At 68.9% G+C, this 22568-nt stretch carries 20 protein-coding genes; 7 read left to right on the top strand and 13 right to left on the bottom strand.

What is annotated here, in order from left to right:
• Positions 1 to 117: 117 nt before the first annotated feature.
• From HCA58_RS08295 to HCA58_RS08340, 10 genes are all read right to left on the bottom strand, one after another.
• Positions 118 to 750: a M23 family metallopeptidase gene (locus tag HCA58_RS08295; RefSeq protein ID WP_169597167.1), complete on the bottom strand. Its 633-nt coding sequence runs from the start codon at positions 748 to 750 to the stop codon at positions 118 to 120.
• A 236-nt stretch (positions 751 to 986) separates the two neighbouring features.
• The gene (locus HCA58_RS08300) at positions 987 to 1973 is read right to left on the bottom strand and encodes a zinc-dependent alcohol dehydrogenase family protein (RefSeq protein ID WP_169597168.1); all 987 of its coding nucleotides are present in this window, start codon (positions 1971 to 1973) and stop codon (positions 987 to 989) included.
• Positions 1970 to 2812, bottom strand: coding sequence for a carbohydrate ABC transporter permease (locus HCA58_RS08305; protein WP_169597169.1), 843 nt, complete (start codon positions 2810 to 2812; stop codon positions 1970 to 1972). Before HCA58_RS08305 ends, HCA58_RS08300 begins: the two co-directional genes overlap by 4 nt.
• Positions 2809 to 3744, bottom strand: coding sequence for a sugar ABC transporter permease (locus tag HCA58_RS08310; RefSeq protein ID WP_169597170.1), 936 nt, complete (start codon positions 3742 to 3744; stop codon positions 2809 to 2811). Before HCA58_RS08310 ends, HCA58_RS08305 begins: the two co-directional genes overlap by 4 nt.
• A gap of 61 nt (positions 3745 to 3805) precedes the next feature.
• Positions 3806 to 5167, bottom strand: coding sequence for a sugar ABC transporter substrate-binding protein (locus HCA58_RS08315; RefSeq protein WP_346775913.1), 1362 nt, complete (start codon positions 5165 to 5167; stop codon positions 3806 to 3808).
• Between the two features lie 54 nt (positions 5168 to 5221).
• Positions 5222 to 5983 carry a DeoR/GlpR family DNA-binding transcription regulator gene (locus tag HCA58_RS08320; RefSeq protein WP_169597171.1) on the bottom strand — a complete coding sequence of 254 codons (762 nt, stop codon included), beginning with the start codon at positions 5981 to 5983 and terminating at the stop codon, positions 5222 to 5224.
• Positions 5984 to 6205: 222 nt separating this feature from the next.
• Positions 6206 to 6955, bottom strand: a complete 750-nt coding sequence (locus HCA58_RS08325) for a hypothetical protein (protein WP_169597172.1) — start codon at positions 6953 to 6955, stop codon at positions 6206 to 6208.
• Positions 6955 to 7458 carry a sigma-70 family RNA polymerase sigma factor gene (locus HCA58_RS08330; RefSeq protein WP_169597240.1) on the bottom strand — a complete coding sequence of 168 codons (504 nt, stop codon included), beginning with the start codon at positions 7456 to 7458 and terminating at the stop codon, positions 6955 to 6957. The genes HCA58_RS08325 and HCA58_RS08330 overlap by 1 nt, the downstream gene beginning before the upstream one ends.
• Positions 7459 to 7546: 88 nt before the next feature.
• Positions 7547 to 8170 carry a hypothetical protein gene (locus HCA58_RS08335; protein ID WP_169597173.1) on the bottom strand — a complete coding sequence of 208 codons (624 nt, stop codon included), beginning with the start codon at positions 8168 to 8170 and terminating at the stop codon, positions 7547 to 7549.
• Between the two features lie 173 nt (positions 8171 to 8343).
• Positions 8344 to 8757, bottom strand: coding sequence for a hypothetical protein (locus tag HCA58_RS08340; protein WP_169597174.1), 414 nt, complete (start codon positions 8755 to 8757; stop codon positions 8344 to 8346).
• A 392-nt stretch (positions 8758 to 9149) separates the two neighbouring features.
• On the opposite strand from HCA58_RS08340, the gene HCA58_RS08345 reads away from it, so the two are divergent.
• Together HCA58_RS08345 and HCA58_RS08350 are read left to right on the top strand one after the other, a co-directional pair.
• Positions 9150 to 9503 (top strand): DUF4212 domain-containing protein, encoded by a 354-nt coding sequence (locus tag HCA58_RS08345; RefSeq protein ID WP_169597175.1) that lies wholly within the window; start codon positions 9150 to 9152, stop codon positions 9501 to 9503.
• Positions 9500 to 11179 (top strand): sodium:solute symporter family protein, encoded by a 1680-nt coding sequence (locus HCA58_RS08350; RefSeq protein ID WP_169597176.1) that lies wholly within the window; start codon positions 9500 to 9502, stop codon positions 11177 to 11179. The genes HCA58_RS08345 and HCA58_RS08350 overlap by 4 nt, the downstream gene beginning before the upstream one ends.
• Before the next feature lie 230 nt (positions 11180 to 11409).
• On the opposite strand, the gene HCA58_RS08355 is transcribed toward HCA58_RS08350, so the two are convergent.
• Complete coding sequence (locus tag HCA58_RS08355; RefSeq protein WP_169597177.1) at positions 11410 to 13671, bottom strand: catalase; 2262 nt, start codon at positions 13669 to 13671, stop codon at positions 11410 to 11412.
• 196 nt (positions 13672 to 13867) lie between these two features.
• Here HCA58_RS08355 and HCA58_RS08360 point away from each other — a divergent pair, with 196 nt between their 5' ends.
• The 4 genes from HCA58_RS08360 to sthA all read left to right on the top strand — a co-directional run bounded on the left by HCA58_RS08360 (position 13868) and on the right by sthA (position 17934).
• Entirely contained in the window at positions 13868 to 14260 is a 393-nt protein-coding gene (locus HCA58_RS08360) for an SCO5389 family protein (RefSeq protein WP_169597178.1), read from the top strand.
• Positions 14250 to 15395: an LLM class flavin-dependent oxidoreductase gene (locus HCA58_RS08365; protein ID WP_169597179.1), complete on the top strand. Its 1146-nt coding sequence runs from the start codon at positions 14250 to 14252 to the stop codon at positions 15393 to 15395. The genes HCA58_RS08360 and HCA58_RS08365 overlap by 11 nt, the downstream gene beginning before the upstream one ends.
• Before the next feature lie 21 nt (positions 15396 to 15416).
• Positions 15417 to 16388, top strand: a complete 972-nt coding sequence (locus HCA58_RS08370) for an AAA family ATPase (protein ID WP_169597180.1) — start codon at positions 15417 to 15419, stop codon at positions 16386 to 16388.
• A 142-nt stretch (positions 16389 to 16530) separates the two neighbouring features.
• Positions 16531 to 17934, top strand: a complete 1404-nt coding sequence (gene sthA / locus HCA58_RS08375) for a Si-specific NAD(P)(+) transhydrogenase (protein WP_169597181.1) — start codon at positions 16531 to 16533, stop codon at positions 17932 to 17934.
• Between the two features lie 109 nt (positions 17935 to 18043).
• Here sthA and aceB read toward each other — a convergent pair whose 3' ends face one another.
• A complete protein-coding gene (aceB, locus tag HCA58_RS08380) occupies positions 18044 to 19657 on the bottom strand; it encodes a malate synthase A (protein ID WP_169597182.1) in 1614 nt (537 codons plus the stop codon).
• Positions 19654 to 20925, bottom strand: a complete 1272-nt coding sequence (aceA, locus tag HCA58_RS08385) for an isocitrate lyase (protein ID WP_169597183.1) — start codon at positions 20923 to 20925, stop codon at positions 19654 to 19656. The genes aceB and aceA overlap by 4 nt, the downstream gene beginning before the upstream one ends.
• A gap of 187 nt (positions 20926 to 21112) precedes the next feature.
• Between aceA and HCA58_RS08390 the strand changes: the two genes are divergently transcribed.
• Positions 21113 to 22537, top strand: a complete 1425-nt coding sequence (locus HCA58_RS08390; RefSeq protein WP_346775914.1) for a short-chain fatty acyl-CoA regulator family protein — start codon at positions 21113 to 21115, stop codon at positions 22535 to 22537.
• Positions 22538 to 22568: the final 31 nt, after the last annotated feature.

Here is a 22568-nt window from a genome sequence, read left to right on the forward strand (position 1 = left end):
CCGCCCGGCGGCAGGACCCGGACCGGCGAGACGGACAGCTTCGCCATCGAGCTGTGACCCGGGTTCAGCGGCAACAGTGACTCACCGGTGTCCCTCATGCCGCCGGACGACAGTCCACTACAGGCAGTTGTTGCTGGTCAGCCGGATCGTGTACTCGGCATCGTCGCTCGTGATGCCCGACGGGACGCCGTCGAAGTGGGTTTCCACCTTCTGCCAACCCTGACGCTGCTCGTAGTGCAGGTGCGGCGCACCGGAGTTACCGGTGCTGCCGATCCGGCCGATCTGCTGGCCCTGAGCTACCTCCTGGCCGACCTCCACCAGCGGCGGCTCCAGCAGATGCAGGTACTGGGTCTCCCACCGGCCGCCGTGGTCGATCTTCACCCAGTAGCCGCCACCACGACCCCGCGGACCGTCCGGGTCGTCCGGGGTGCGACCACCAAGTGACCCGTTGATCCCGGCCACGGTGACGGTGCCCTCATACGAGGCGAGCACCGGTTGTCCCCACGGGTCGCCAGTGAGCGGGAAGAAGTCCACGTCGTATTCGCCATGCCCTGGATAGGTGCCGACCTGCCAGGTCTCACCGCAGCCGACCGGCATCTGGAACAGCGGACGGGGCCCCGGCGGGCGCAGCACGATCACGGCCGCCACGGCCAGGGCGGTCACGATGCCGAGGCTGAACAGGAGCCCGACCCGGGTTCGGCGGGCGCGTCGGTGGGAACGGGGGTGGCCGGGCGTCACGGCCCAGAGCATGCCAGAGACCGCCGATCCGCGTCGGTCGCGGTCAAGCCGGCACGGCCGGCACCGTAGGGCGGCTCGACCCTGCAACCGGCACCGGGAGCACCACCTCGGCACCATCACCGGCGACCTGCTCGCCGGCCAGGTACGTCCCGAGGGGCAGCCGGTGAAACCGGATCGCCTGACCGTCACCCACCCGCTACGGTCCGCCGCATGCGGTTGGACACGGTCCCCCCTTCCAAGTGGGTGGGTCAGGTGATGAGAAGTTTGCGGCCGATGCCGGAGCGGAACTGGGTCATGGCGTCGGCGTAGGCGGACAGGGGGAAGCGGTGGCTGATGAAGACCTGAGGGTCGAGGACACCGGCGGCGAACAACTCGGCGGCACGGTCGAAGCTGTGCAGGACGGCCATCGAGCCGGTGACGGTGATCTCCTTGTTGTAGATGCGGTACGGCTCGACCGGCACCCGGGTGGCGTACTCGGAGACGCCGAACTGGAGGAACGTGCCGGCCGGGGCGACCCGGGTCAAGCCGTCGGCGATGGCCGCCTCGACACCGGTGCAGTCGATGACGACGTCCCAGCCGCGCGGGCGGTCCAGCTCGTCGGCGTTGGCAGCGCTCGCCGAGCAGCCAAGCCGGACAGCGGTGGCGAGGCGGTCGGGATTGAGGTCGACCATGCTGACGGTCGCCGCACCGCAGCGCTTCGCCAACTCCAGCATCATCAGGCCCATGGTGCCGGCACCGTAGATGAGGTAGTGGTCGGCCAGCCGGCGGGGCAGCACGTCGAATCCGCGTACCGCGCAGGAGAGCGGCTCGATGAGCGCGGCGTCGGCGGGGGCGACACCGGAAGGCAGCACCACGCAGTTGCGTACCGGGGCGAGGGCGTACTCGGCCGCACCGCCGGGGACGGTGACCCCGATGGCGTTCCACCGTTCACAAAGGTTGCCCCGGGCCCGCCGGCACTGGTAGCACTCGCCGCAGTGCAGTGACGGATCCACCGCGACCTGATCACCGACCCGCAGCTCCGTGACGCCGGCGCCCACCTCGACGACGGTGCCGGCGAATTCGTGGCCCGGCACGATCGGGTACGCGGGTGCGAACTCGCCGTCCATGATGTGCAGGTCGGTGCCGCAGATCCCGCAGCCGGCCACCTCGACCACCACGTCCCGGGGGCCGGGCGTGGGGTCCGGTACCGACTCGACGCTGATCTGGCCCGGCGTGACGATGACAGCTGCCTTCACTTGACCGCCCCCATGGAGAGTCCTCGGACGAGTTGTTTCTGGGCGATCCAGCCGGCCAGCACGACCGGTAGCGACACGATGGTCGCCGCCGCGCAGAGCCGGGCCAGGAACAGCCCTTCGGACGTGATGAAGCCGACCAGGAAGATCGGCGAGGTGCCGGCCCGGGTGGCGGTCAGGTTGACCGCGAAGAAGAACTCGTTCCAGCTGAAGATGAAGCAGATCAGCGCGGTCGCGGCCAGGCCAGGTGCCACGATCGGCAGCAGGATCCGCCGGATGGTGACCAGCAGGTCGGCGCCGTCCATCGCCGCCGCCTCGATCAGTGCCGCCGGCACCTCCAGCAGGAACGACCGCATCATCCACACCGCCAGCGGCAGGTTCATGGCGGTGTAGAGCACGATCAGGGTCCAGACGTTGTCCAGCATGCCGAGGTCCTGCACGAGCAGGTAGATCGGCAGCAGCGCCGCGACCAGCGGCAGCATCTTGGTGCTGATGAAGAAGAACAATGCATCGCGCCACCGTTCGACCGGCCGGATGGACAACGCGTACGCCGCCGGGGTGGCCAGCACGAGCACCAGCAGGGTGGACAGCACACTGGCCATCACCGAGTTGAGCAGGTACGGGGTGATGTCCCGGTCGAAGACCTGCCGGTAGCCGTCCAGCACCGGGGTGAAGAACCAGGACGGCGGGTTGCTGGCGGCGTCGACCTCGCGTTTGAAGCCGGTGAGCACCATCCACGCCACCGGCAGGAAGAACAGCAGGCCGGCCAGCCACGCGAGCACGGTCCAGGCCGCCCCGGTCATTCCCGCACCACGTCGGGTCGGCTGCACGGTACGGGTCATCGTGCGTCCTCCATCCGGAACAGGCTGGAGATCACCCGCAACGCGAAGGTGGCGACGACGATGGTGCCGATCACCACCACGACTCCGGCTGCGGCGGCCTCGCCGTACTCGAACTTGCGGAAGGTGGTCAGGTAGATCTCGTACGGCAGGTTGGTGGTGGCCCGCCCCGGGCCGCCCTGGGTGATGGTGAAGACGGCGTCGAAGGTCTGCACCAGATAGATGGAGCCGAGCAGGGCGCCGAGTTCCAGGTAGGGCCGCAGGTACGGCAGGGTGATCCGGGTGAAGGTCTGCCACGGGCCGGCCCCGTCGACCCGGGCCGCTTCCAGGGTCTCCAGCGACTGGCTCTGCAACCCGGCCAGGATGATCAGCATCATGAACGGTGTCCACTGCCAGACCAGGGCGGCGACGACGGAGACCATCGGGTACTGCGAAACCCAGTCGGTGCTGCCGCCGAGGATGCCGTTGATCAGGCCGTACGACGGGTTGTAGATGGCGTGCTTCCACAGCAGTGCCGCCGCCATCGGCATCACCAGGAACGGGGTGATGAGCAGGGTCCGCACGATGCCGCGACCGGGGAACCGGCGGTCGAGCAGGATGGCCAGGCCGAGACCGAGCAACACCGAGGCGAACACCGACGAGGCGGTGAGCACCACCGTGTTGAGCAGGGCGGCGCGCAGCCGGCCGTCGGTGAGCACGGTGGCGTAGTTGGCCAGCCCGATGAACTCCTGGCTGCCGGGCCGCAGCGCGTTCCAGCTCTGCGTGGACAGGTAGAGGGTGAACAGGAACGGCAGCTGCGTCACCACGATGGCGAAGACCAGGGCGGGCAGCAGCGGAGCCCGGCGGGCCCAGCGGTGCCGCCGGTCAGGGCGGGTGGGACGCGGGTCGGGGCGCGGTGCAGCGTCCGCGCCGGTGGTGACGATGGTGGTGGTCATCGATCCGCCTCGTAGGGCAGGGCCGGGGCCGGCCGGTCGACCGGCCGGCCCCGGCGGGCGGCTACCGGTGGTTGCTGGCGGCTTCCTCGGCCAACCGCTGGCCGTCGGCGAGCGCCTGCTCGACGGTGGTCTGGCCGGCGATCGCGGCCGACACCTCCTGCGACACCTTCGTACCCAGGTCGGCGAACTCGGGAATGCCGACGAACTGGACACCGAGGGCGGGTCGCGGCTGCACTCCGGGGCTCACCGGATCAGCCTCCTGGATGGACTTCAGCGTGATGTCGGCGAACGCTTCGGCGGACTGCCGGTACTCGGCGATCTCGTAGGTCGACTGACGTTTGCCGGCCGGTACCCGGGACCAGCCGAGCGACGAGCCGACCAGCTTCTCGTACTCCTTGCCGGTGGCCCAGGAAATGAACTTCCAGGCGGAGTCGGCGTTCTTGGTGGTCTTCGGCATGGCGAGGGCCCACGCCCACAGCCAGCCGGAGGAGTCGGTCTCGTCGACCGGCGCGTACGCGTAGCCGACCTTGCCGGCGACGGTACTGGCGTCAGGATCCTCCAGGGTGCCGGCGGCAGAGGTGGCGTCGTACCACATGGCGGCCTTGCCCTGGCCGAAGGTGTTCAGGCACTCGGTGAAACCGGACTGTGGCGCGCCGGGCTGACCGTGCTCCCGCAGCAGGTCGACGTAGAACTTGGTCGCCTCGGCGAACTCGGGGGCGTTGACCTTCGGCGTCCAGTCCTGCTCGAACCAGGTGCCGCCGAAGGTGTTCACCACGGTGGTCAGCGGGGCGAACAACTCACCCCAGCCGGGCAGGCCGCGCAGGCAGATCCCGGAGACACCGGCAGCGTCGTCGTCGAGCTGCTCGGCGAACTGCGCCACCTGTTGCCAGGTCGGCCGCTCCGGCATGGTCAGGCCCTCGGCGTCGAAGAGTTCCCTGTTGTACATGAGGAACGACGACTCGCCGTAGAACGGGGCAGCGTAGAGCTTGCCGTCGGTGCCGGAGAGCGAGGCCACCATCGGCTCCAGCAGATCACCCCTGTCGTAGCCGGTGTCGGCGTCGGCGTACGAGCTGAGTTCGTGCAGCCAGCCGTTCTGCGCCCAGATCGGCGCCTCGTACGCCCCGATCGTCGCCACGTCGTACTGACCGCCCTGGGTGGCGACGTCCTGGGTGACCCGGTCCCGGAGTTCGTTCTCCGGCAGGATGGTGAACCGGACCTCGATTCCGGTGTCCTTGGTGAAGTTGTCGGCGGTGACCTTGGCCAGATCCTCCATTTGCGGGTTGCCGACCATCAGCACGGTGATGGCCGAACCGTCGTCTGACGAGCCGCCGCCCGCGCCGGAGCAGGCGGTACTGACCAGTCCGACCGCGAGGGCGACGGCGAGGGGGCCGGTCCAGCGGCGCGGAGATCGTGTTCTGGGCACAGCGAACCTCCATCGGTGGTGTGGTGGTGTGGTGGTGTGGTTGGCCGACGGCGCTCAGACGCGCAGCACCACCGGACCGAGCAGTGAGTAGCGGTGTGCCTCGGACGCCGGCAGTGCCGTGTCCGTGACGATGGTGTCGATGTCCGCCACGGTGGCGAACCGGCAGAAGCTGTGCCCACCGAACTTCGTGTGCACCCCGGCGAACACGACACGTCGGGACACCGACATCACCTGGGCCTTCACGGCGGCCACCGCCGGGTCGGGTGTGGTCAACCCGTGTTTGCGGGAGATCCCGTTGGCGCCGACGTAGGCCAGGTCGATGACGAATCCGGCGAGCATCCGGGTTGCCCAGTGGTCGACGGTGGCCAGGGTGCGACCACGGACCCGGCCGCCGAGCAGCAGCACGGTGAGACTCGGGTAGGCGGCCAGGGCCGCCGCGGTGTGCAGGGAGGCGGTCACCACCGTCAGGGGACGGTGGGTGGGTAGCGTCTCGGCGATCAGTTGCGGCGTGTAGCCCTCGTCGATGAAGACCGACTCGGCGTCGCCGAGGTGTTCCACCGCCGCGGCGGCGATGCGCCGCTTCTCCGCGACCATCCGGGTGGCCCGGGTCTCCAGGGTCGTCTCGAAGCGGGCCGTCTCCACCGGGTACGCCCCACCGTGGGTGCGTCTCACCAGTCCCTGCTGGGCCAGCAGGCTCAGGTCACGACGTACCGTCTCCTGAGCGACGCCAAGGTCGGCGGCGAGCTTGCGCACGTCGACGTCCCCCTGGCGGCGAGCCAGGGTGAGGATGTGCTGCCGGCGCTGCGTCGCGTCCACCTGCACGCCTCCGTTCGGCTCGGGTGCTTTTTTGTAACACCGTCGAGCGGCAGGTGACCCCGGTCACCTGCCGCTCAATCACGTGGATTTGATGACTGCTGTGCTCTACCGAACGGGCTGTTCATAACGGACAAATATGATCGATCGTTACGATCATGCTGCCCGTTCACCTGGGTGGGCCGCCCGACCAACACCCGATCTGCCCGCTCGGGCATGAGCCGGTCATCGCGGCGCAGCCCCGTTGTCGACCAGCCGGAAGCGCGTGGTCAGCGGCGCGTCGCCCAACTCCTCCAGGATCACCCCCTGGGTCGTTGAGTACTGCAGGTACGCCGACTGGTTGCTGACCGCGTACGTTGGTTTGCCGTCGCGCTCACCGTCCCGGATGACAGTAAACTGCTGCCTCGGCTCCTCCGGCGAGCAGACGGCCCCGACCACCCGCAGCGGCTGGCTGCCCGACGCCCGCGCCTCCCAGCAGACGTCGTCCCCTTCAGCGGCTCGGACCAGGTAGGTGTCAGGCCCCAGCGGCGTGAAGACGAAAAGTTGCCGGCCCTCGTCGCTGTCGACCTCGCTAAGGCGGCCGTCGGCGAGCAGGGAGAGCCCGCCACTCCACTGCGCAGCCCGTACGACCGTCACCTGCCGCCGTCCCGACAGCACCGGGTCGTTGCTCGACCAGCTGGGCGACGGACCGGACGTAGCAGCCGGCTCGGGACTGGCCGATGCGGAAGACGACGCCGCCGTCGGGCCGGCCGGCGTGACGGGCAGGGCGTCCGAATTTCCTGACGGTCGAGCCAGGACCGCGCCGGCACCGAGCAGACCGACGAGGACGGCGCCCAGCGTGGCCGAAGCGGCCTGCCGGCGGCGACGACGGGTGTCACCCCGGCCGCGGATGTCGACGGCCTTCGGCACCCTCCCCTGTCGACCGTGCGTCGCCAACGCCCGTAGGGCCTCGTCGAGCTGCTGCTCTGGACCCATCACCGCCTCCCCCCGCCGGTGGTCTCGTATGCGTCGATCAGGTGTGACGCGAGGGCCCGGCGACCCCGGGCGAGCCTCGTCTTGACGGTGTTCACGTTGCTGCCGATCTCCACTGCGATCTCGTTCACGCTGAGCCCGACCAGATGGTGCAGCACCACCACACGCCGCTGATCGGTGGAGATGCGGCGCAGCGCCGACACCACCGCCACGTGGTCGACCGAGGTCGCTTCGACCTGCTGGCCGGCCACCTCCCGGCGGTGGGCGCGGAGCCGGTTCACTGTCTTGCGCCACGTGCTCACCGCGATGCGGTACGCGACGCGGCGCACCCACGCCTCCGGGCTGTCGCACTCCCGTATCGACGCCCAGCGGTCCCACGCCCTGGCGTATGCCTCCGCCACCGCGTCCTCGGCATCGGCACGGCTGCCGACCATCGCGGACAGGTGGCCAAGTACCCGCTGCGCCGACGCCGAGTAGAAGGCGTCGAACTCCTCAGCGTCGCGTATCACTCAGGTTCCCACCCGTACTGTCGCTGCTGATTCTGGGTTGCCGGAGGAAGCCCCCGGGCTGGTGTCCCGGGGGCTCGACCGGGTTCTACGTGCGGGGTGCCGGTCCGTTGTCGTTGAACCGGAAGCTGCTTGCCGGAGGGGCGTCTCCCAACTCCTCCATGATCAGACCGAATCGCGTGGAGTCCCGCAGATAGGCCCACCGATTGCTGATCAGGTACTCCCGCGGACCACCGTCGGCCACGGCGGTGATCTCGAACCGCTGGGCGGGGTCGCCGGCCCGGCAGGTGGCGCCCCGCACGTACAGCGGCCGAGTGTCACCCGGGTTACGTACCTGCCAGCAGACCGGCTGGCCGGTGCCGCCACCGTAGTAGGCCTTGACGAGGAACTGTCCCGAACCCACCGGCGTCGGCACGAACAACTGCCGCCCCTGATCGTCGTCCACCTCGGCCAACCGGTCGCCGTCGAGCAGGGACAGTCCCGCCTCGAACGCACCGACCCGGACGATCGTCATTCGACGCTTGCCAGACAGCAACGGGTCCGTCGTCGGCCCGGCTGACGGGGCTGCCGCCGACGGCCCGTCAGCGAGCGGCTGGGCAACCGCTGCGGCCACCGACCCGTCGCCGGATGCCGGAGCCACGTCGTACCCCCCTACCGCGGTACCGGCGAAAATTACCAGGCCCGCAGCGGCGAACCACCTTCCCAGCAACATGATTCCTCCCGAACTGGTCGACACCGGAGCCAACCGCCGGATGGCGGGTGATCCTCGGTCGGTTCAGCGGGATGACGCGTAGGGGCTGGAGCAGGTTTCACGGTTCCATCGAGATTCTCGCGTCGGCGTGACCTACCGGGGCTGGCACCGTTTCGGCGCGGCGGGGCCGGTCGTCAGGTCAGCCTGATCAGACGCATGCCGGTGCGGATCAGGACCACGGCACCTCCGGCGGCCATGACCAGACCGATGCCGGGCATCAGTTGCCCCCAGGCGCCGGTGCTGGCACTGAGGCTGACCAGGCGGGCCACCTGCCATCCGACGATGGCGGCGACGACCAGTCCGGGGATCATGCTGTGCGCGACCGCCACCTTTCGGTACGGCAGCAGGGCACCGGCGACGGCCAGGAACGCCATGCTCAGCGTCCAGAGACCCGGGCCCGCCGCACCGGAGAGCGACCCGAACGGCGTGATGACCCAGGGCAGCAGCGAGCCGACGAGCGCGAGCACGCCGCCGACGATCATGCCGAGGCTGCCGGCGTGGAGGACCCGTCGGCGTACCGGGGCGGCGGTGGATGCGGTGTCGGCCATGCCCGGATGCTAGGTGCTCGACACCGCTGACCGAACGGGCAGATCGGTAAGCGGTCGGGCGTCATCGGTGGGCGGCCGAGCCAGGTCCGCGAAAAACCCGAATCGGGACGAGTCTCCACCACGGTCCGGGTCGCTCGACCGTTCGCGGAGTCCAACGGACCGCTCAGCGACCCGAGCGGTACCTGACCGGATCAACTCTTGCCTGACCAGGCTGCATCACGTTCGCTTCCCCACAACCAAGGTGTGACCGACCGCACAACCATGTCGAGCAGTACGGCGACGCGGCCGTACGGATCGGGCCACGACACCAGCACCGCGTCACCACCACCGGGCGCCGTGTCCTAGACCCCTCGCCGGATCCGCCGGTTTCATACCGACTAGGAGGCTCCAGAATGACCGAGGTAACCCCCGACAAGGAGACCCGCGGCGGTGAACCGCCACCGTCGGCACCACCGCCGACGTTCCCATCGGACAACGGTTGGCGGAAGGAATACTGGAGCCGCAACCTGCGGCTCATGGTCATTCTCCTGGCCGTCTGGTTCGTCGTCTCGTTCGGCTTCGGCATTCTGCTCGTCGAACCGCTCAACAACATCGCCGTCGCCGGATTCCCACTCGGCTTCTGGTTCGCCCAGCAGGGATCGATATACGTATTCGTAATTCTGATCTTCGTGTACGCGAAGATGATGGATCGACTCGACAACCAGTTCGGCGTCGACGAGCAGGAGACCGAGAGGGCTGGCTCATGAGTCAGATCCAGATCTGGACCCTCGTCTTCATCGTCGGCTCCTTCGCCGTCTACCTCTACATCGCCTGGCGCAGCCGGGTGAAGGAGACGGCCGGCTTCTACGTCGCCGGACAGGGCATCCCGACCATCGCCAACGGCGCCGCAGTGGCGGCCGACTGGATGTCAGCGGCATCGTTCATCTCGATGGCCGGCCTCATCGCGTTCCTCGGCTCCGACGGCACCATCTACCTGATGGGCTGGACCGGCGGCTATGTGCTACTGGCCCTGCTGATCGCCCCCTACCTGCGCAAGTGGGGCAAGTTCACGGTCCCCGAATTCGTCGGTGACCGGTATTCGGAGAGCGTACGCACCATCGCCGCGGTGGCCGCGATCATCATCTCCTTCACCTACGTGGTCGGGCAGATGCGCGGCGGCGGCATCGTCTTCAGCCGGTTCCTGAAACTGGACGTGACCCAGGGCGTCATCCTCGCTGCCGTGATCATCGGCCTCTACGCGGTGCTGGGCGGCATGAAGGGCATCACCTGGACCCAGGTGGCCCAGTACTCGGTGCTGATCGTCGCCTACCTGATTCCCGCGTTCGCGGTGGCGCAGCAGATGACCGGCATTCCGGTCCCGCAGGTGTCGTTCGGTCAGATCCTCGCCGAACTCGACGCGATAAGCGTCGAGATGGGGTTGAACCAGTACACCGAGGCGTTCGCGGCCCGGCCGCAGATCGACGTGTTCCTGGTGACGATGGCGCTGATGATCGGCACGGCCGGTCTGCCGCACGTCATCGTCCGGTTCTACACGACGAAGACCGTCCGGGGGGCCCGCTACTCGGCGTTCTGGGCGTTGTTCTTCATCGCCCTGCTCTACACCACCGCCCCGGCGGTGGGCGCCTTCACCAAGCTGAACCTGCTCCAGGATGTCAACGGCATCTCCGCGGACGCCTTGCCCAGCTGGATCGAGAACTGGGCGGCGACCGGGCTGGTCACGGTCAGCGACGGCGCGTCGACGATCAACACGGTCAGCAACAGCCCGGTCTCCGGCGCCGACCTGATCGTCAACAACGACATCCTGGTCCTCGCCAGTCCGGAGATCGCCGGCCTACCGGCACCGATCGTGGGTCTGGTGGCGGCCGGCGGCATGGCCGCCGCGATGTCCACGGCAGCCGGGCTGCTGCTGGTGATCTCGTCGTCGTTCTCGCACGACCTGTACTTCCGCAGGGTCAAGCGGGACTCCACCGATCAGCAGCGACTGCTCGCCGGCCGGATCGCCATGGGCCTCGCGGTGCTCGTCGCCATCTACGCCGGTATCAACCCGCCCGCGTTCGTGGCGCAGGTGGTCGCGTTCGCCTTCGGTCTGGCGGCGTCGACGTTCTTCCCGGCCATCGTGCTCGGCATCTTCTGGAAACGCTGTAACGCCACCGGCGCGGCAGCCGGCATGGTGACCGGCCTACTCTTCACCGCCAGCTACATGATCTACACACTGCCGGTGTTCGGTACGGCGGCCAACCCGCACATCTTGGACATCAGCCCGGAGGGCATCGGCACCATCGGCGCGATCGTCAACTTCGTCGTCACCATCGCGGTGTCGAAGATGACGGCCCCGCCGCCGGAGGAGACCGTCGAAATGGTGGAAAACATCCGCTACCCGGCAGCCCGGCGGGAGGTGACCGCCGGCACCGAGGCCGCCTGAGCGACCTCCGAGTCGACGAGGCGCGGTCGCCAGTCCCACCTCGACGGTGGGACCGGCGATCGGCCGTGCGGGAGCGCACGGACGTCAGCTGCCTTACTGCCCGACGGTCGGCAATCAGGTCGCCACCCGCTGAGGGCGGCGACCAGCTGCGATCCGTGGGGCTGCGATCGTGGTCCGTGCGGGCTCTGGCCGGGCGCACACGGACCACGACGTAAAGCTGCGGGTCGAGGTCATCCGACCCTGGCGGGGAACCTCTCCCACGTCCGGTGGGCGGCCATCAGCTGCTGGACAGCGGCCAGGACATCGGTTGCGGAGTCCCCGGTCACCACCCCTGGCGTGTCGGTGACGCCGGCCTGTTCCAGCACAGTGGTGCCGGCACCCCACGCGCCGACGGCCTTGGCGTGTCGCCAACACTCCTCGACCATCAGCGACACCCGGGGGTCGATGGTGGTGGCGCCGGCCGCGCCCGCCGTGGCCTGGCGGGTCGGCGACGCGTCCGGTGCCGGCGCGGGTGCCGAGGCGAGCAGGAGCGCGTCGAGTTCGACCGAGCGGCCGGTGGCGAAGCTCCGTTGCGCGGGCAGGTCGCCGATCGTTCCGCCGTGCGGCGCGATCAGCAGCGGCACCATCCCCGCGGCGACGGCCGCCTCACGGACGACACGGACACTGTCGACGTCGACCTCGGTGTCGACCACGATGCCGATCGTCCGGCCCGCGGTCGGCCACTGCCGACCCACCTGGGACAGCGCGGGGCTGGGTTCGACGTCGGCCACCGGCGCCGTCGGCTCCGGTGCGGGCAGGCCGAGGCCGGTGGCGACCTGGGCGCAGAGCACCGGGTCTATGTTCGCCAGGCACTGGAGCTGCCGTTGCCTGATCGCCTGGTGGTAGCACTTGCCCAACTCGAAGGTGTACGCCCGGACGATGTGTTCCCGCTCGACCGGGGACATGCTCGACCAGAACAGGCGGGCCTGGCTGAAGTGGTCGTCGAACGATGCCGGACTGGCGCGTACCTTGGGCGCCTGGGCGACCTGCACCGGCACGTCGACGAACGGGTGGTCCTCGTCGCCGGCCGGGAACGGGTTGCCACCGTCGAGGGAGTTCGGCCGGTAGGGAGCCACACCCGCGTGGACGGCCTGCTGGTGGAAGCCGTCCCTGAGCATGTCGTTGACCGGGGCGTGGGGCCGGTTGATCGGGATCTGCGCGAAGTTCGGCCCGCCCAGCCGGGTCAGCTGCGTGTCGACGTACGAGAAGAGCCGGCCCTGCAGCAGCGGGTCGTTCGTGACGTCGATGCCTGGCGGTAGGTGACCCACGTGGAAGGCGACCTGCTCGCTTTCGGCGAAGAAGTTCGTCGGAGTGCGGTTCAGCGTCAGTTTGCCGACCGGCTGCACCGGGGCGAGTTCCTCCGGCACGAACTTCGTCGGGTCGAGCAGGTCGATGCCGGCGAAGGTCTCCTCCGGGGTGTCGGGGAAGACCTGGAGGCCGAGTTCCCACTCGGGGAACGCTCCGGCCTCGATGGCGTCGTAGAGGTCACGCCGGTGAAAGTCCGGGTCGATGCCGCCGAGCAGTTGGGCCTCCTCCCAGACCAGCGAGTGCACGCCCAGCTTCGGCTTCCAGTGGAACTTGGCCAACGCCGTCTCGCCGGCGGCGTTGACCAGCCGGAAGGTGTGCACGCCGAAGCCCTCCATCGTCCGGTAGGAGCGCGGGATGCCCCGGTCGGACATGTTCCACATGGTGTGGTGCTGTGCCTCGGTGTGCAGCGAGACGAAGTCCCAGAAGGTGTCGTGCGCGCTCTGCGCCTGCGGGATCTCCCGGTCGGGGTGCGGCTTGCCGGCATGGATGATGTCCGGAAACTTGATCGCGTCCTGGATGAAGAAGACCGGCATGTTGTTGCCGACCAGGTCGAAGGTGCCCTCGTCGGTGTAGAACTTCGTGGCGAAGCCCCGGGTGTCACGCACGGTGTCCGCCGAGCCGCGGGAGCCGAGGACGGTGGAGAAGCGGACGAAGACCTCGGTGGTGCGCCCTTTCTTGAGGAAGTCCGCCCGGGTGACCGCCTCGGCGGTGCCGTACGCGGTGAACTCACCGTGAGCGCCCGCGCCCCGAGCGTGCACCACCCGCTCGGGGATTCGCTCGTGGTCGAAGTGGGTGATCTTCTCCCGCAGGTGGTGGTCCTGAAGTAGGACCGGCCCGCGGGGGCCAGCCTTCAGCGAGTGGTCGGTGTCGCGTAGTCGTGCGCCCTGCGCGGTGGTGAGGAAGGCACCCTGCTGGCCGTTGGCGGTGGCCGGCGCCCCGGTCTCGGCGCCGGTCGGGGTACGGGTCTGCGGGGCGCCCTGCTCGGGCTTCGGTGGCAGTGGCTCATGCGGCGTCGCCGGCTCGTCGAGCGGCGGCGGTGCGCTGCCCGGCGCACCGGGCACCTGCGGGGTGAGGGCGTCGGTCACCTTCTCAGCCACAGCCTCCACGGCTTCCTTTACCGCCTTGGCGGAGTTTCGGGCATTCATTTCGACGGATACCTCCCGGGAGACCGAAGCCAGTTGTCAAGGCGGTACCCAGGGTGGACCGCGCAAAACGGGTCGAACCGAAGAAGCGTCGGCCTGACCGGGCAGGGCGGCTGCCAGCGTTGACACCGCCGACAGCGGCATGATCTGCTCATAAGGTAGCGATAACGACAACCGTGATCGTTTGTCGAGGAGGAACATGTCTCTCACCGTGCCACCGAGCCTGCTGCGGGCCGCCGAATCCGGTCCCGTCGACGACGAGGAGTTCGTGGCCTGCGTCCGTGAGTCGCTGCCATACGCCTGGCAGACCGTCAGCAGGGTGGCCTCGGAACTGGCGTCCTCCGACGCCGAGTTCGCCGACAACCAGGTGCCGCCGCCCAGCGAGGCGGAGCGGGGCCAGCTGCTGCGCGCGTTGGCCAGTGACGCGATCCGCTCCAGCCTGGAGCGTCACTTCGGCGTCAAACTCGCGTTCCAGAACTGCCACCGGATCGCGGCGTTCCGACCGGCAGCCGTGGACTCCGACACCTACCGCCGGTTCATCTCCGTGCGCGGCCAACTGCTCAACCAGTCCCCCGAGTTGCGTGACTGCTGATCCGAGCGGGATCCGGCGAGCCGGTCGGGGCGTACGCGCGCACCTGTTCCTGCTCGCCGGACAACGCCCCGGCGACTCGCACGCCGAGGCGCTGGCGACCGCCCACCGCTACGGCCGTGCGGCGGAGGCCGCCGGCTTCGCCGGGGTCTGGATCGCCGAGCACCACTTCATCTCCTACGGGGTGTGTCCATCGGCGATCACCTTCGCCGCACACCTGCTCGGCGCGACCCGCCGCATCGAGGTAGGTACCGCCGCGTGCATCCTGTCCAACCGGCACCCGGTGGCCCTGGGTGAGGAGGCGGCGCTACTGCACGAGCTTTCCGGCGGCCGGTTCCGGCTCGGTGTCGGCCGCGGCGGGCCCTGGGTCGACCTCGAGGTCTTCGGCACCGGGACGGAACGGTTCACGCACGGTTTCCACGACTCGCTGGAGCTGTTGGCCCGCTGGCTGTCCGGGCAACCGACGGTCGCGGGGAACGACCGGTTCCCGTTCCGCGAGGTGCCGGTGGTGCCGCGTCCGCCCCACCGGCTGCCGGTCTGGGTCGCGGCGACCTCGACCGCCACCGTCGATCTCGCCGCCCGGCACGGCATGCCGTTGCTGCTCGGCCTGCACGCCGACCTCACCGAGAAGGTGGAGTTGCTCGACCGCTACACCGCGACGGCCAAGGCGCACGGCTACGACCCGGCGAGCATCGATCATGCCAGCGCCCATCTCGCCCAGGTGGCCGAGACCGACGCCGCTGCGGCGAGCGTGGTCTCCCGCGGGCTCCCGCCGCTGCTGGCCGGCACCCGGGAGTACGTCCGTCTGGACGGCGAACCGGCGGGGAACCGTGACCCGGCCGGCTACGTCGAGCATCTGATCGCCATCCATCCGGTGGGCACGCCCGGCCGGTGCCGGGAGGCCGTCGCGAGGGCGGCGGCACTGCCCGGCGTACGCCATCTGCTGTTCATGGTGGAAGCCGGCGGCGGATCCGAGGCCGGTCTGACGAACATCCACCGACTGGCCACCGAGGTGCTCGAGCTCGCTCCGGACGACAGTCGGCAACAAGACCCGCCGACACCGACGGGCCGGGCGGGTTCGTCACCGAGCGCAACAGCGACCCGCTACCATGCGTTCCATGGAAACGGTTACCGTTAGCAACTGGGCGGAGGGGTACCGATGAAGGTCGCCTTCGTCGGCAAGGGTGGCAGTGGCAAGACCACCCTCGCCGCGCTCCTCGCCCGCCACCTCACCGCCGAGGGGCGCCCGGTGCTGGCCATCGACGCCGACATCAACCAGCACCTCGCGGTAGCCCTCGGTGGTTCGGCCGCCGTGAGCACGGCACGACCGTTGAGTGAGCGCCTACCGGCGATCAAGGAATACCTGCGCGGTGACAATCCGCGCATACGTTCGGCGACGGAGATGGTGAAGACCACCCCACCGGGACAGGGCTCCCGATTACTGCGGGTGGCGGAGGAGAACCCGATCTACAGGGAGTGCGTCGCCGCCGTCGGCGGTGTGCGCCTGGCGGCGACCGGTGAGTTCAATGCCGAGGATCTGGGGGTGGCCTGCTACCACTCCAAGGTCGGCGCGGTGGAGCTGATGCTCAACCACCTGCTCGACGGGCCCGGCGAATACGTGGTGGTGGACATGACCGCCGGTGCCGACTCGTTCGCCTCGGGGCTGTTCACCCGGTTCGACCGAACCTTCCTGGTCTGCGAACCGACCGTGCGCAGTGTCGGTGTCTACCGCCAGTACGCCGGCTATGCGCGCGACTACGGGGTGGCCCTGTCGGTGATCGGCAACAAGGTCGAGGATGCCAGCGACGTGGATTTCCTGCACGAGCACGTCGGCGCGGACCTGCTCGGCTGGATGAGCCGATCGGCGTACGTGCGCCGCGCCGAGCGGGGCACGGTCGGCCCGTTGCACGACCTTGAGGAGGCCAATCGGGCCGTGCTGGGTCTAATGGCCGATGCCGTCGACGGCACCACGCAGGACTGGTCGGCGTTCACCCGGTGGGCCCACGAGTTCCACCGACGCAACGCCGAGGCCTGGGCCAACGATCGCACCGGCGTCGACCTCACCGCACAGATCGACCGGGACTTCCACATGGGGCCGACCGCTCTCGTCGGCGCCGCAGCAACTGCCTGAACCGTCGTCGACGGCACCGCTGCCGGGCCACCGATCCCGGGCCCGGCAGCGGTGACCGCGTTTGTTCCAACCTGGTTAACGTCACCTGCTGCCCACCCGACAGGTCTGGTGCTGATCGCGACATCTTGCGACGCTGGTGATCGTGTATGACTACGATCTGTTGGTGCTGGGCTCCGGGCCCAGCGGTCAGAAGGCCGCCATCGCCGCCGCGAAGCTGGGCCGGCGGGTCGGCCTGGTGGAGCGGCGCGACATGCTCGGCGGGGTGTGCATCAACACCGGAACCGTGCCGTCCAAGACCCTGCGGGAGGCGGTGCTCTACCTGACCGGCCTCAGCCAGCGAGACCTGTACGGAAGTAGCTACCGGGTGAAGGACGAGATCACGGTCAGTGACCTGACCGCTCGGACCCAGCACGTCATCAACCGGCAGACCGACGTCATCCGGAACCAACTGGCCCGTAACCGGGTCACGGTGATCACCGGCACCGGGCGTTTCGCCGACGCTCACTCCGTCTGGGTCGACAGTGACTCCGGACGCGAAACCCGAGTCACCTTCGGGCACGCCGTCATCGCCGCCGGCACCCGCCCGGCCCGACCCGAGAGCGTCGACTTCGACGACCGGACCATCGTGGACTCCGACGGTGTCATCAACCTCAGGGCCGTGCCGCGCAGCATGGTGGTGGTCGGTGCGGGCGTGATCGGCATGGAGTACGCCTCGATGTTCGCCGCGCTCGGCACGAAGGTCACGGTGGTGGAACGCCGAGACCGAATGCTCGACTTCTGCGACGAGGAGGTCGTCGAGTCGCTCAAATACCACCTGCGGGACCTGTCGGTCACGTTCCGCTTCGGCGAGGAGGTGGCCTCGGTCGAGAAACACCAGACCGCCGCCTTGTGCATCCTCAAGAGCGGCAAGAAGATCGTCGCGGACACGGTGATGTACTCGGCCGGCCGGCAGGGGCAGACCGACGGGCTGGACCTGGCCGCCGCCGGGCTGACCGCGGACCGACGCGGTCGCATCGAAGTCGACGCGAACTACCGCACCGCGGTGCCGAACATCTACGCCGTCGGCGACGTGATCGGTTTCCCCGCGCTGGCTTCGACGTCGATGGAGCAGGGACGGTTGGCCGCGCAGCATGCCTGCGGCGAGCCGGACCGACCGATGCACGAGTTGCAGCCGATCGGCATCTACACCATCCCGGAGATCAGTTTCGTCGGAAAGACCGAGGAGGAACTGACCGACAGCGCCACCCCGTTCGAGGTGGGCATCGCCCGCTACCGCGAGCTGGCACGGGGTCAGATCGTGGGTGACTCGTACGGAATGTTGAAACTGCTCGTCTCACCCGAGGACGGCCGCCTGCTCGGCGTGCACGTGTTCGGCACCGGGGCCACCGAGATCGTGCACATCGGACAGACCGTGATGGGCTGCGGCGGAACCGTCGACTATCTGGTCGACACGGTGTTCAACTACCCGACCCTGGCCGAGGCGTACAAGGTGGCGGCCCTGGACGCGTCCAACAAGATCCGTAACATAACCCGGATCGACGGCTGACGTCCTCACCGCAGGCGTTAGCGGGACCGAGCCGCGGGCGGGGCATCGCGTTCGCGGCGTTCGCGGCCCCCGGTCGAGCCCGTGTCGACCGGGGGCCGCGACCGGGGATCTAGGCGGCAGCCGCCAGGATCGGCTTCCGGGTGGGCCCCAGGTGCCGGGCGTACGCGCTGGTGGTGAAGAACGACGGAAGGTCCTCGCCGAGGGCGGTCTCCTCGACGATCCGCGCAGCCTGCTCAGCACGTTCCCGACCGGCCTGCTCTCGCCCCTCGGTCACCGTGGTCAGTTCCGCAGCCAGCATCGAGCGGACCAGGTCCTCGGTCACCGCTCCCCCGCCGGCCAGCGGAGTGCCGTGGCGCAGCCACTGCCACAGCTGGCACCGGGCGATCTCGGCGGTGGCGGCGTCCTCCATCAGGTTCCACAGTGCCACCGCGCCCGCACCGCCGAGCCAGGCGTCGATGTAGCGCAGCGCCACTGCGACGTTCGCCCGCACCCCGGCCTCAGTGACCTGGCCCGGGGTCTTGTCCACCGAGAGCAGTTCGGCGGCGGTGACCGTCACCTCGTCGCGACGCCGGTCGACCTGGTTCGGACGCTCACCCAGCACCCCGTCGAAAACCTCTCGGCAGGTTGCCACCAGGCCCGGGTGGGCCACCCAGGAGCCGTCGAAGCCGTCACCGGCCTCGCGCTGCTTGTCCGCCCGCACCTTGCTCAACGCCACCTCGTTGACCTGCGGGTCGCGAGCTGGAACGAAGGCGGCCATTCCGCCGATCGCGTGCGCGCCGCGCCTGTGGCAGGTACGCACCAGCAGTTCGGTGTACGCCCGCATGAACGGCACGGTCATCGTCACCTCGGCTCGGTCCGGCAGGACGAAGTCCGGCCACTGACCGAAGTTCTTGATGATGCTGAAGATGTAGTCCCACCGCCCGGCGTTCAGGCCTGCGGAGTGCTCGCGCAGCTCGTAGAGAATCTCCTCCATCTCGAACGCGGCGGTGATCGTCTCGATGAGGGTGGTCGCCCGGATGGTGCCCTGGGGTAGCCCGAGGTAACGCTGGGCGAAGACGAAGATGTCGTTCCACAGCCGCGCCTCGCGGTGGCTCTCCAGCTTCGGCAGGTAGAAGTACGGGCCCTTGCCGGCGTCGAGCTGCCGCCGGGCACAGTGGAACAGGTAGAGCCCGAAGTCGACCAGACTGGCCGAGATCTGCCGCCCGTCCACCACGATCCCCTTCTCCACCAGGTGCCATCCACGCGGCCGGACCACGATCGTCGCCAGGTCCTCACCGAGGGTGTAGCTCTTACCGCGCGCGTCGGTGAAGTCGATCCGGTGGTCCAACGCGTCGATCAGGTTGAGCTGGCCGCCGATCACGTTGTGCCAGTTCGGCGCGGTCGCGTCCTCGAAGTCGGCCAGCCAGACCTTGGCGCCGGAGTTCAACGCGTTGATGGTCATCTTGCGGTCCGGCGGCCCGGTGATCTCGACCCGCCGGTCCTCCAGACCAGGCGCGGGTGACGCCACCTGCCACGTCGGGTCGTCCCGGATCGCTGCGGTCTCCGGCAGGAAATCGGGCAGCTGCCCGGTGGCGTAGCGGTCGCGGCGGGCCCGTCGGGTGTCCAGCAGGGCCACCCGACGGGCGGCGAACTCGCTGTCCAGGGCGACCAGGAACTCCAGCGCCTCGCCGGTGAGAACCTCGTCGAAACGTTCGACCATCGGGCCGATGATCTCGTATCTCATGCGAACTGCTCCTCTTCCGTGGAGCCGCGCAGCGCGGTCGTCTCGGCTGCCGGGTTCAGCACCGTGCTGATCAGGTCGAAGTAGCCGGTACCCACCTCACGCTGGTGCTTGACCGCCGTGTAGCCGGACGGCTCGGCCGCGAACTCCCGCTCCTGGAGGGAGACGTACGCCGACATGCCGTCGGAGGCGTAGCCTCGGGCCAGGTCGAACATCGAGTAGTTCAGGGCGTGGAAACCGGCAAGGGTGATGAACTGGAACTTGTAGCCCATGTGACCGAGTTCGCGCTGGAACTTGGCGATGGTGGCGTCGTCGAGGTGCTTGCGCCAGTTGAACGACGGCGAGCAGTTGTAGGCCAGCAACTGGTCCGGGTACTCGGCCTTGATCGCCTCGGCGAAGTTGCGGGCCACCTCCAGGTCCGGCTTGCTGGTCTCCATCCACAGCAGGTCGGCGTGCGGGGCGTACGCAAGGCCCCGGGCGATGCACGGCTCGACCCCGTTGCGGACCCGGTAGAAGCCCTCCGCGGTGCGCTCGCCGGTGACGAAGGGCTGGTCCCGCTCGTCGACGTCAGTGGTGAGCAGGGTGGCGGCCTGGGCGTCGGTGCGGGCGATGACCACGGAAGGCACACCCGCCACGTCGGCGGCCAGCCGTGCCGCCTCCAGGGTGCGGATGTGCTGGCCGGTCGGGATGAGCACCTTCCCACCGAGGTGACCGCACTTCTTCTCACTGGCGAGCTGGTCTTCCCAGTGCACTCCGGCCGCGCCGGCCGCGATCATCGCGTTCATCAGCTCGTACGCGTTGAGCGCGCCACCGAAGCCAGCCTCGGCGTCGGCGACGATCGGCGCCAGCCAGTCGATGCCGGAGGTCTCGCCCTCAGCGGTGGTGATCTGTGCGGCGCGCAGCAGGGCGTTGTTGATCCGGCGCACCACCGCGGGCACCGAGTTGGCCGGGTACAGGCTCTGATCGGGGTAGGTGTGCCCGGCCAGGTTCGCGTCAGCGGCCACCTGCCAGCCGGAGAGGTAGATCGCCTTGAGTCCGGCCCGGACCATCTGCACGGCCTGGTTGCCGGTGAGGGCGCCGAGGGCGTGGATGTAGTCCTCACTGTTCAACAGTCGCCACAGCCGGTTCGCGCCGTGCCGGGCCAGGGTGTGCTCCTCCTGGATCGCGCCCCGCAACCGCACCACGTCCTCGGCGCTGTAGCTGCGTCGCACCCCCCGCCAGCGAGGGTTGGTGTCCCATTCGTGCTGCAACTGCTCGACCGGAGTAGCCATCGTTTTCTCATTCCCTTCAAATTCCGTCGTCACCTGGTGACGCTGCGCGAGATGCCGGGCCGCCGGGTGTGAAGACCACGGTCACACGGCGCGCGGAAGCGGTCGAGGGACGGAAAAAGCCAATTATTGAAAAGTCGGTGAGTCATTCTGCGAAGTTGTGAAAGGCTGCATTCGCAGCAGTGCTAATGTGGCCGGATCAGTTCGCCGGATCAGGGAGGTAAGGGCGATCGCCAGAACCTTCGCCGGGGCCCGGCTGCGCCGGATGCGCGAGGAACGCGGGTTGAGCCAGACGGAGCTGGCCCGGCACCTCAGCATCTCCCCGAGCTACCTCAACCAGATCGAGCACGACAGCCGACCGTTGACCGTCCCGGTGTTGTTACGCATCACCGAACTCTTCGGCGTCGACCCGACCGTGTTCGCCGCGCACGACACCCCCCGGCTGGTCGCCGGGCTGCGCGAGGCGCTGCCCGGACGCGCTGGGCTGACCGAGCTGACCGAACTGGCCACCCGGCTGCCGGAGGTGGCGGCGGCGGTGATCGAGCTGCACCGCCGCTACCAGCAGGCCGACGAGCAGCTCGCCGAGCTGGTCGGCGATCGCGAGCGGATCGGTCGTAGTCCACACGACCAGGTCACCGAGTTCTTCTACCGGCGGCAGAACTACGTGCCGGATCTCGACGAGGAAGCCGAGCGGCTGGCCGTTCAGATGGGGCTGCGTCGCGGCGAGACCCGCGCCCTGCTCCGCGAACGACTGGCACAGCGGCACGGCGTTCACGTCACCCGTGAGGACGCCGCCGCTCTCGGCGGGGAGCTGCACCGGTACCGCCCACGAACCCGCACCCTGCACCTGTCCACGTCGCTGCGCGCCGGGCAGGAGGCGATGCGGATGGCGGCTCAGATCGCCCTGTTGGAGTTCGCCGACGTCATCGACGAGATCGTCGAGTCGGAGGAGTTCGACGACGTGCAGACGCAGATCCTCACCCGGGTCGGTCTGGCCAACTACTTCGCGGCGGCGCTGATCCTGCCGTACGAGCACTTCCTCGCCGCAGCCGAGCAGCGTCGCTACGACATCGACCTGCTTACCCAGCACTACGCGATCGGCTGGGAGACGGTGTGCCACCGGCTCAGTACGTTGCAGCGGCCCCGGGCACGAGGGGTACCGTTCTCGTTCGTCCGGGTCGACCGGGCCGGCAACATGTCGAAACGACAGTCGGCCACCGGCTTCCCGTTCTCGCGCACGGGTGGCACCTGTCCCCTGTGGACGGTCTACGAGGCGTTCGGCGCGCCGGGGCGGGTGGTCACCCAGGTCGCCGCCATGCCGGACGGGCAGCGCTACCTGTGGATCGCCCGCACCATCACCCGCCACCACGGCGGTTACGGTCAGCCGGGCAAGGTGTACGCGATCGGACTGGGCTGCGAGGTGCGGCACGCCAGCCGGCTCGTCTACTCCACCGGCATGGACCTGCACGCGGCCGAGGCGGCGACGCCGATCGGACCGGGCTGCAAGACCTGCGAGCGGATGACCTGCCCACAGCGGGCCGCCCCGCCGATCAGTCGACAGCTGGACCTGGACGAAAACCGCAGCACCTTCATCCCGTACCCCCTGCGAACCTGACCTGTGCCACCACGCCTGCCGTCGGTGACGT

Origin of the sequence: Micromonospora sp. HNM0581, from assembly GCF_012726175.1 — a bacterium.
Classification (GTDB): Bacteria; Actinomycetota; Actinomycetes; order Mycobacteriales; family Micromonosporaceae; genus Micromonospora.